Origin of the sequence: Rhodococcus chondri (assembly GCF_036327435.1) — a bacterium.
Classification (GTDB): domain Bacteria; phylum Actinomycetota; class Actinomycetes; order Mycobacteriales; family Mycobacteriaceae; genus Rhodococcus; species Rhodococcus chondri.
The window spans coordinates 1-8,952 of sequence record NZ_JAUZMZ010000180.1 but is presented as its reverse complement, the minus strand read 5'-3'; the positions used below and the strand labels follow the sequence as shown (position 1 = coordinate 8,952).

Below are 8,952 nucleotides of genomic sequence, written 5' to 3'. Positions count from 1 at the left end.
CATCGGTGGGACCGACCGAGCAAGGAGTCGACGAGCACGGGCACTTCCGCCATGGCGCGCATCGCGTCGATTTCCTCGTCGCCGTAGCCGAGTTCCGTGAGGATTTCCCGGGTGTGCTGTCCGATCACCGGCGCTGCACGATCGAACTTCAGCGTGAGATCGTCGAAATTCCAGTAGGCACCGGGCTGCTCCATGCGACCGAAGTGTGCGTGGTCGTAGGAGGCGATGAGCTGGCCGGTGCGGTTCGCTTCGTCGTCGAAGAACTCGAAGCTGTACTCCTCGCGGACCGGCTCGGCGGCAATACCGGCGGCTTCGAGTTCGACCAGTAGTTTCTCGGATTCAAATGCAGCCAAGCCCGTTTCGATTCCCGCGTCATCGGCTGCGCCCGCGATCGCACGCAACTTGGCGAGCTGACCGTCGGCGTCGGCGACGACCGCGACCCATCCGTCGGCCACCTCGTAGATGCGGCGGCCCGGGCCGAAACCGGTTTGCGTTGCGTCGAACCGCGGGTACTCGGCGACGCTGTCGTCGGCGAGGCGGATGAGCGTCTCGCTCTGTGTCGCCGTCGCGGCCGACAGCAGCGACCCGGATGCCTTGGTTCCGCGGCCGGTGCGCTGCTTGTAGTACACGGCGAGCAGTGTCCCGATGAGCGAACCGAGGGCGGTCTGGATATCGAGGACGCCGAACCGGGAGAACTGCGGCGGGTTGCCGACACCGCCGTTCTCGACCTCCCAGCCGGCGAGCGCCTGGAAGATCGAGTCGAAGCCGGGGCTGTCGGCGCGATTGCCCTTTTCTCCATAGCTGGTCACGTAACCGACGACGACGTCGGGCTTGATCGCGCGCAGACCGGCTTCGTCGATACCGAGCTTGGCGGACGCCTTGGGCCGCTGATTGTGGTGGACGACGTCCGCCCAGCCGACGAGCTTGCGCAGCACCTCCTGGCCTTGCTCGGTGGTCAGGTCGACCGCGAGGGAACGCTTGTTGCGTGAGCACGCTTCCCAATAACTGGGCTTGTACCGGAGCCGGTCGCCGACGACGGGCTCGACCTTGATGACCTCGGCACCCAGGTCCGCCATCAACATGGGCGCCATCGGGCCCGCGAGGAAGGACCCGAGGTCGACGATCTTCAGACCCGCGAGCGGACGCGGATCGGCGGTCTCGTCCGTGCTGACGGCGGGGACAGCGGGATCGGCACGCAAGAATTCGAGTTCGGCGAACACCTCGTCGGTGTGCTCGCCGAGTCGCGGCGCCGGGCGGGTGACGGCGCACGGCGGGTCGACACCGAACGGGTTGCCGGCCTGGATCGTTTTTCCGTGTGTCGGGTCGTCGACCTCGACCACGTAACCGTTGGCGGTGACCTGCGGATCGCGCAGCAGCTCGCCCATCTGCAGGGCCGGTTCGATTCCGAGGTCCGCGGCGCGGAAGACGGGCAGCCATTCGGTGCTCGGGCGTTGCGCGATGACGGTGCGCAGATCCTCGCTCGCGTTCCGGGACAGGTCGGTCAGGTCGCCGCCGAGTTCCGCAGCGACCTCTTTGACGAGGGGGATCGCGCTCACGTCGATGCGCTCGCCGGGATTCATCATCTGCAGCCACACACCGTCGCTGCACTGGTACATCGCGAGCTGCGGGGGCGCCTCGTACTTGTTGAGAATCAGGGTTGGGATCGGGTTCTCGGCGTTGTTCCACGCGAGTGAAGCCGTATTGAGCATGCCCTGCAGGAGCGAGGTGTGCACCGCGCCGATCCGGCCGGTGCCGTCGCGTTGGATGAGCCGAGCCACGATACCCGCGGCAGCGAGGGATGCTGCGGCCCAGCTCGGCAGCGGGAAGCGCATGGCGATCGGGCCCTCCCGGTAGCCCCACAGCTCGCCCATCAGACCGGAACGGGCCTGGACGAGCAGGTCGTTCGCGGGGCGATCACGGTCGGGGTGGTCTACGGGGTAACCGGTGACCGAGGAAACGATGAGGTGGGGGTGGTGCTCCCGCAGCGTCGCATCGTCGAGACCGAGTTCGACGGCGCGCGACGGGCTGAATTCGTGAACGAAGACATCGGCCGTGTCGAGCAGATCGGCCAGCTTCGCGCGGCCGTCGTCGGTGGTGATATCGAGGACCACGCTGCGCTTGCTGCGGTTCCAGGAAGCGAAGGCGACCCGCTCACGAAGCGGATCTCCTTGGGGGGATTCAACTTTAATGACGTCGGCGCCCGCTTCCGCGAGCATCCGCGCCGCAACCGGGACAGCCAGTCCGGAGGCGAGTTCGACGATACGTATCCCGTCGAGAATCCGATCGGTCATGAGATTCTGCCTTTCTACCTGGACTGGTTCCCTCAGTCATCCGATTGGGTGCGGCCCGGGTCGACCGCATTCGAGCGACCCGGGCTGCCACCGCAGTTACAACACAAACACGATGGCGAGCGTCAGCGCGCCTTCCACACCGGCTCGCGCTTCTCGGCGAATGCGAGCGGTCCTTCCTTCGCGTCCTCGCTGAGCGCAAGACGATCCCATTCCGCGGCGGACAGTGCCCACCGATCGTCCTCCTCCACCCGCCGGCCGTCCACGACGCCGTAGGCGACGCGCTTGCTGGCCTGCACCGACAACGGTGCGTTGACGGCGATACGCTCGGCGAGTTCGATCGCTACCTCGACCGATTTGCCTTCGGGTGCAACCTGGTTGATCAGTCCGACCTCGAGGGCACGGGCCGCGGTGATCGGTTCGCCCGTGAAGATCATCTCCATCGCGAGGCGCTGCGGGATCTGGGCCGGCAGGCGGAACACCCCGCCGGCACCGGCGATCAGTCCGCGCTTGACCTCGGGCAGACCGAACGTGGCATTCTCCGCGGCCACGATGAGATCCGCCGAGAGCGCCAGTTCGCTGCCGCCGCCGAGCGCGGTGCCGTTGACAGCGGCGATCGTGGGCTTGTCGACGTAGTGCTTGACGAAGCCTGCGAAGCCCCAGTCTTCGTGGCCGGGAGCGTGCAGGCCCTCGCCCCGCGAGATCGCATTGAGGTCTGCGCCGGCGCAGAACGACTTGTCGCCCGCACCGGTGATGACGATGGCGCGCACTTCGGGATCGTTCGCGGCCTCTTCGAGGGCGCTGCCGACTCCGATGCTCACCGAGGAGTTCACCGCATTGCGGGCCTCGGGGCGGTTGATCGTGATCACCATGACGTTGCCGACGCGCTCGACGAGCGCACCGGCCTCGGTTGTCTGAGTCATCGTCGGTTCCTTCTCAGTTCTCGACGAGCTCGAGGATCGTGGCGTTGGCCTGGCCGCCACCCTCGCACATCGTCTGCAGTCCGTAGCGAATCTTGTTGCGGCGCATGTGGTGGATCATGTCGGTGAGGATGCGTCCACCGGATCCGCCGAGGGGGTGGCCGAGGGCGATCGCGCCGCCGTTCGGGTTGAGGCGCTCGGGATCGGCGCCAATTTCCTTCAGCCACGCGAGGGGCACCGGCGCGAACGCCTCGTTGACCTCGAACACGCCGATGTCGTCGACGCTGAGGCCGGACTTCTCGAGGGCCTTGGCCGTCGCCGGGATCGGTGCGGTGAGCATGATCACCGGGTCGGCGCCGATGACGGTCGCGGTGTGGATCTTTGCGATCGGCGTCAGGCCGTACTTCGCTGCCGCCTCCTCGCTCATGATGAGCAGGGCCGACGCGCCGTCGGAGATCTGCGAGGCGTTGCCGGCGTGGATGACGCCGTCTTCCTTGAAGACCGTCTTGAGCTTGGCGAGTGACTCGACCGAGGTGCCGCGGCGGATGCCCTCGTCCTTCGAGATCACCGTGCCGTCGGGGGTGGTGACGGGCACGATCTGGGCGTCGAACAGGCCGGCGTCCTGCGCGGCTGCGGCGAGCTCGTGCGAGCGAGCGGAGAACGCGTCGACGTCGGTGCGGCTCAGGCCCCACTTTTCGGCGATCATCTCCGCACCGATGCCCTGGTTCGGCACGGCGCCGTCGTAACGGTCGAGGAACGCCTGGCTGAAGGGCTTGCCGGCGACCTGCACGGAGGAGCCCATCGGCACCCGCGACATCGACTCGACGCCACCGGCGACGACGACGTCGTAGTGACCGGCCTCGACGCTCGCGACAGCGAAGTTCAGTGCCTGCTGCGACGAGCCACACTGGCGGTCGATGGTGACGCCGGGGACCGACTCGGGCCACCCGGCCGCGAGGAGCGCGGTGCGGGCGATGTCCTGGGACTGTTCGCCGACCTGCTGGACGCAGCCCCAGATGACGTCGTCGACGACGACCGGGTCGATGCCCGCGCGCTCGACGAGCGCGTTGAGCACAACAGCGGACAGGTCGACCGGATGAACGCCGGACAGGCCGCCGTTCCGCTTACCGACCGGTGTGCGCACGGCCTCCACGATTACTGCAGTCATAGTGTGCTCTTTCTTTGTCAGCGATTACGGGGTCAGACCCGCGTGGATTCGAGTTCGGCGACCATTTCGAGCAGTCGCCGCCTGTCGACCTTGAGGGACACGCTGCGCGGCAGAGCGTCCACTGTGTGGATGGTGACCGGCACTTCGTAGCCTGTCAGCTGGGTACGGACGAATTCTTTGAGTTCGGCCTCGTCGACGGGAGCTGCTCCCTCTGCCAGTTCGATCACGGCGACGGGCACCTGGCCGAGTCGCTCGTCGTCCTTGCCGTACACGGAGGCGTCGAGCACCGAGTCGTGGGCGCGCAGCGCGTTGCAGACAGTTTCCGGCTGCACCTTGAAGCCGCCGCGGATGATGGCGTCGTCGGCGCGACCGTCGATGTAGACGAAGTTGTCGTCGTCGAGGTGGCCGAGGTCGCTGGTGCGCAGCCACTGGTTGGTGCCGGTGCCGGTCTGGCTCGAGCAGACCTCGAGGCGGCCGGTGGTGCCGACGGGCAGCACCTCACCGTTCTCGTCGACCGCCCGCATCTTCACTCCGGGGAAGGGTCGTCCGACGCTGCCGCGCTTGCGCTCCCACCATTCGCCGAGGAGCGGCTTGGTCCAACCGGCGACCGCGCCACCGAATTCGGTGGCGCCGTACATGATCATCACGGGGATGCCGTAGCGCTCGGTGAATTCGTCGGCCAGATCGGGGCTGACGAAGGTGGTTCCGGCGGTGACGGCACGCAGACTCGCGAGCTTCTCCTTCGGAACGCCCTCACTGAGGACCGAGCGCATGGCCGCGGGCGGCAGACCCGCGACCCGCAGCTGGTGCTCGTGCACGGCGTCGACCCACGACTCGACGGTGAACCGCGGCAGCACAACGATGGGCCGCGCCTCGGCAAGAGACTGGATGACACCCCACAGTCCGCCGATGTGCACCATCGCGAGGGAGATGAGCCCGACGTGGCCGGTGAGCGGTGCACGCTTGTCGCCACCCTTACCGGTGTGGCCGTGGACTGCCTTCAGGGCGGCCTCGAGCTGTCGCCAGGTCAGCGGGATCCGCTTGGGCGGTCCTGTGGTGCCCGAGGTGAACATCTCGACCGCAACGGGGTCCTGCTCGTTCCTCGAGGCTTCGATGGTTACCTCGGGGCCACCGGTGCGCTGCACGACATCGATGCCGTCGACCGCGAACCCGACGACGCCGGCCTCCGCCAGTGCCACCTCGAATTCGGTTTCGTCCCACATGTTCTGCGGCGCGAGTACAACCTGCGGTCGAGAAGCCACCGCGTCTGCGGTCAGTCGCGCCGTGGGCTGCATGGGGTTGAGCGTAATGATGGTGCGGCCCTTACCGAGAATCGCAATCAGGGACGCGACGGATTCCATCCGGTTCCCCAGCACCACTCCGATGCGTGAGCCCTCGCCGCAACCGACGCGCGCGAGCTCTGCGTCGATCTTCTCGGCAAGCGCACGTACTTCGCCCCACGTATGCCACGTCTTGCCCTGTTGGACCATTTTCGCGTCGTCGGGCGCCGACCACAGCAAGCCCAACGCTTCCCTGATACCCGTCATTCGATGCCTCCCACTTCTGCCGACGGGAAAAATTCGCGTTTCTCCTGCATCGGTACCGGTTTCGTGACTCACCCGCACATCGCCTTTCGGCGGTGCCGAGGGAATCGCCTGCACCAAAGATAGATCACATAGTTAACTAGGTCAATCGAGTTGGGGCATCAAATTGAGCAGGCTGTACGCGGCGGATTCCTGACTGCCCGCACCACGACATGGGGAGGATCCGTGGATCCTCCCCATTCACACATCGCAGCTCAGCGCGGCATTCCCAGACCGCGTTCGGCAATGAGATTCCGCATGATCTCCGAGCTGCCACCCGCGATCGTGTACGCCCGCGCGTACAGGAACTCGTCCTGCCACCGCCCGCGGTCGACCGCGTTCGCGTCCCCCTCGACGAGAATCCCCGCCTCACCGGAAAGCTCGAGAGCAAAACGTGCGATGTCCACGCCGAGTTCACTGAACATCAGCTTGGCCATCGTTGCGTCGTACGCCCGCTCCGTCTTGCGTGACCACCGGCTGATGTTCGCGTACACCATCGCCGAGTTCGCTGCGACCGCGGCCGCCAGCTCGCCGATACGCTCCTGCACGGCGCCGTCCTCGATGGCCGGCCGGCCGTTCCGCGTCACGTTCTTGGCCAGGTCCTTCAGCGCCTCGATATTCTGCTGCAGCCGCACGACGCTCGTCGCCGCGCCGCTGCGCTCGTGCCCGAGGCTCGAGTTCGCGATCATCCACCCGCGATTGAGTTCACCGATCAACGCGCCGGGTCCGAGCTCGACATTGTCGAGGAACACCTCGTTGAAGTCCGATGTGCCGGTCATCTCCCGCAACGGCCGCACCTCGACACCCGGCAGCCGCATGTCGACGATGAACGCGCTGATACCCCTGTGCTTCGGGGCTTCCGGATCGGTCCGCGCAAGCAGGTAGCCGTAGTCGGCCCAGTGACCGTTCGTGGTCCACACCTTCTGGCCGGTGACACTGAACCCGCCGCCCTCGGTGGGAACAGCCTTGGTGCGCAGCGACGCGAGGTCGCTGCCCGAACTCGGCTCGCTGAAGAGCTGGCAGAAGATGAGCTCGCCCGAGCGGATTCCCGGCAGATACTTCTGTCGCTGTTCCTCGGTGCCGAAATCGATCAGCGCATGTGACACGAGATGTGCGGCACCCTGGATCGCAGCCGGGGCGCGGCCGCGGGCCAGTTCCTCACCGACGACGACGTCCTTCTCCGACGAATGCGCAGAACCCTTGCCGCCGTGCTCCTCCGGCCAGTCGGCGCCGACGTATCCGGCCGCGAACAGCTTTCCGGTCCACTCCTTGAGCAGAGCGAGCTCCTCGGCGTCCTCCGCGCTGCGCACCCCCGCCTTGACGTTGACCGCGGGCTTGTTCGCCGCAACGAATTCGCTTACCTCCGTGCGGAACTTCTCGAGTTCCGGAGTCATTCCGTAGTCCATGTCAGCGCACCTCGTATTTGCGGGTCGGCACCTCTGAGCGGACGACCTGCGCCTTGCCGATCGGATTGCCCAGGTCGGTGTAGTACATACCGGTCGCGAGGGCCGCGGACCGGCCGGAATCCTTGGACTCCCAGATGGCCCGGATGCTGCCCTGAATGGCCGCCGGGGGCTTGGCTGCGATGCGCTCCGCGAGTTCCTGCGCGCGATCCCACAGCTTCTCGCGCGTGACGATCTCGCTGATGAAACCGATTTCGCGGGCGCGCTCGGCCGACATGCGCTCGTCGAGCCCCAGCAGGACCATGCGCAGTACCTCCCCGATCGGAATCCGATGCGCGAGGCCGATCGGCTCGAGTGCGGCGACCATGCCGTACGACACGTGCGGATCGAAGAACTGGGCGTCCTCGCTCGCGATGATGATGTCCGCCTCGTTGAGCCAGTAGAGCGCACCGCCGGCCGCCATACCGTGTACCGCGCAGATCAGCGGCTTCCAGCACCCGTTGTGCTTGGGCGAGAGGTCGATGCCCGGATCGCGACGCATGAAGACATTGTCGGAAAGGAACGTGCCTTCCTTGACGTCGACACCCGTCGAGAAGGCACGTTCGCCGTTGGCCCGGAGCACCATGACGTGGACATCGTCCTCTTCGCGCGCGTAGGCCCACAGCGCAGCGAACTCGGATCGCATCGTGTCGGTGAACGAGTTCAATTTGTCGGGCCGATCGAGCGTGATCGTCAGAACGTGGTCTTTCAGCTCTGCAATCACCGTGGTCAAGCTGCTCAGGTCCACAGTTCCTCCTGGAAAGTACGGGCGTGCGCCCTCACAAATATTACTAAGTCACCCATGTCGAGTCCAGTGCCGACCATAACGCGTCAACGCGCATGCCCTGCAGCCGCGGCCACCTCGGGTCGACGCCGGGCCGGATCCGCCTTGATTTCGATAACCAGAGGGTAGGCCGCTTCGTTCAGCAGCGCCGCGACCTGCGCGAACTCGTCGACTTTCCTGACCGTCACCGCGCGGGCACCGAGTGCGCGCGCCGTCTCCGCGAACCCGGGCCACTGCACCTCCGAGTGTGCGGGCGCGAGGCCGAGGCTCTCGAGCTTGAGGTATTCCGCGCCGTAGCAATGGTCGTCGAGCACGACCAGCACCAGCGGCAGGCGATGCCGAACCGCTGTGCTCAGCTCGACGAGTCCCATCATCGCGCCGCCGTCCCCGGCGACACAGACCGTCGGCGCGTCGCGTCGAGCCGCAGCGGCGCCCACCGCGGTCGCGATACCGAGCCCGATCGAACCGAACGCCCCGGGCACGGTGAAACGGCCCGGATCGACCGGCAGGTATTTCCACGCCGCGAACGAGAACCGCCCGACGTCGGTGACGACCTGAGTTCCCTTCGGGAGCAGCTCGGCGAGCCGGACCATCGCGTCGCGCATGTCGACGGTGCCACCGCCGGAGATGCTGCGATAGCCCTTGCCCTCCAATTCGTGCACCGCGTCGGCGAGTTGGGCGACCCGACGCCCCGACGGCGTCGGTGTCTCCGCCTCGGCGAGACGGGCACCCAGCGCACGCACCACACCCGCGGCGTCGCCGGGAAT

The 8,952-nt window shown here is 66.6% G+C and carries 7 protein-coding genes; all 7 read right to left on the bottom strand.

Features of this window, described 5'->3' with window-relative positions:
* On the bottom strand, nt 1-2,291 hold a 2,291-nt coding region (locus Q8814_RS21985), incomplete at its 3' end, for a CoA transferase (protein ID WP_330154107.1).
* A 122-nt stretch (nt 2,292-2,413) separates the two neighbouring features.
* The gene (locus Q8814_RS21980) at nt 2,414-3,211 is read right to left on the bottom strand and encodes a crotonase/enoyl-CoA hydratase family protein (protein ID WP_330154106.1); all 798 of its coding nucleotides are present in this window, start codon (nt 3,209-3,211) and stop codon (nt 2,414-2,416) included.
* Nucleotides 3,212-3,224: 13 nt separating this feature from the next.
* Nucleotides 3,225-4,376 (bottom strand): thiolase family protein, encoded by a 1,152-nt coding sequence (locus Q8814_RS21975; protein ID WP_330154105.1) that lies wholly within the window; start codon nt 4,374-4,376, stop codon nt 3,225-3,227.
* Nucleotides 4,377-4,408: 32 nt separating this feature from the next.
* The gene (locus Q8814_RS21970; protein ID WP_330154104.1) at nt 4,409-5,923 is read right to left on the bottom strand and encodes a class I adenylate-forming enzyme family protein; all 1,515 of its coding nucleotides are present in this window, start codon (nt 5,921-5,923) and stop codon (nt 4,409-4,411) included.
* 251 nt (nt 5,924-6,174) lie between these two features.
* Complete coding sequence (locus Q8814_RS21965; RefSeq protein WP_330154103.1) at nt 6,175-7,365, bottom strand: acyl-CoA dehydrogenase family protein; 1,191 nt, start codon at nt 7,363-7,365, stop codon at nt 6,175-6,177.
* Nucleotide 7,366: 1 nt separating this feature from the next.
* Nucleotides 7,367-8,149, bottom strand: a complete 783-nt coding sequence (locus Q8814_RS21960) for an enoyl-CoA hydratase/isomerase family protein (protein ID WP_330154102.1) — start codon at nt 8,147-8,149, stop codon at nt 7,367-7,369.
* Between the two features lie 83 nt (nt 8,150-8,232).
* On the bottom strand, nt 8,233-8,952 hold a 720-nt coding region (locus tag Q8814_RS21955; RefSeq protein ID WP_330154101.1), incomplete at its 5' end, for a thiamine pyrophosphate-dependent enzyme.

Bases quoted from the DNA above. Each gene is read 5' to 3' on its own strand.
- Q8814_RS21980 (WP_330154106.1), bottom strand. From the start codon at position 3,211: ATGACTCAGACAACCGAGGCCGGTGCGCTCGTCGAGCGCGTCGGCAAC.
- Q8814_RS21975 (WP_330154105.1), bottom strand. From the start codon at position 4,376: ATGACTGCAGTAATCGTGGAGGCCGTGCGCACACCGGTCGGTAAGCGG.
- Q8814_RS21970 (WP_330154104.1), bottom strand. From the start codon at position 5,923: ATGACGGGTATCAGGGAAGCGTTGGGCTTGCTGTGGTCGGCGCCCGAC.
- Q8814_RS21965 (WP_330154103.1), bottom strand. From the start codon at position 7,365: ATGGACTACGGAATGACTCCGGAACTCGAGAAGTTCCGCACGGAGGTA.